This is a genomic window from Terrisporobacter mayombei (genome assembly GCF_020748465.1).
Taxonomy (GTDB): Bacteria; Bacillota; Clostridia; order Peptostreptococcales; family Peptostreptococcaceae; genus Terrisporobacter; species Terrisporobacter mayombei.
Window position 1 is genome coordinate 1 of the sequence record NZ_JAHZMP010000142.1, and the last position, 496, is coordinate 496.

General features: G+C 52.6%; 1 pseudogene. It reads right to left on the reverse strand.

Annotated features, from left to right (window positions below):
• Window positions 1-496 (reverse strand): annotated as a pseudogene (gudP, locus tag K0039_RS25025) (galactarate/glucarate/glycerate transporter GudP); the annotation flags it as partial.

Below are 496 nucleotides of genomic sequence, written 5' to 3' on the forward strand. Positions count from 1 at the left end.
CCGGAACGGAAGCCACAAAGCCCGCTTTCAGAATCGACATCCCGCGTGCCTGCACCAGATAAACCGGGAACCAGGTAATAAAGAAGTAAGTCAGGGCGTTGATACAGTACTGACCGATATAAACGCCGATCATCATCCGTGACCCTAGCAGCTGTTTGATCTGCCCCCACTTCACGCTGAACGGCACTTTAACTTTGGTGTTTTGCTGATCCATATTGATCAGCGCACCACCCGCGGCGATGTACTCCAGCTCTTTCTTATTTACCCCCGGATGTTTATTTGGCTCGTGGATGACTTTCAACCAGATAAAGCTGATGACAATCCCCAGACCGCCCATAAAGAAGAAGACGTGTGACCAGCCCACTTCATGCGTCAGCCAGCCCATAATCGGCGCGAAGATCACCGTTGCGAAGTATTGAGCGGAGTTAAAAATCGACACCGCCGTTCCCCTTTCCTGCGCCGGAAACCAGGCCGCAACAATGCGACTGTTGCCGGG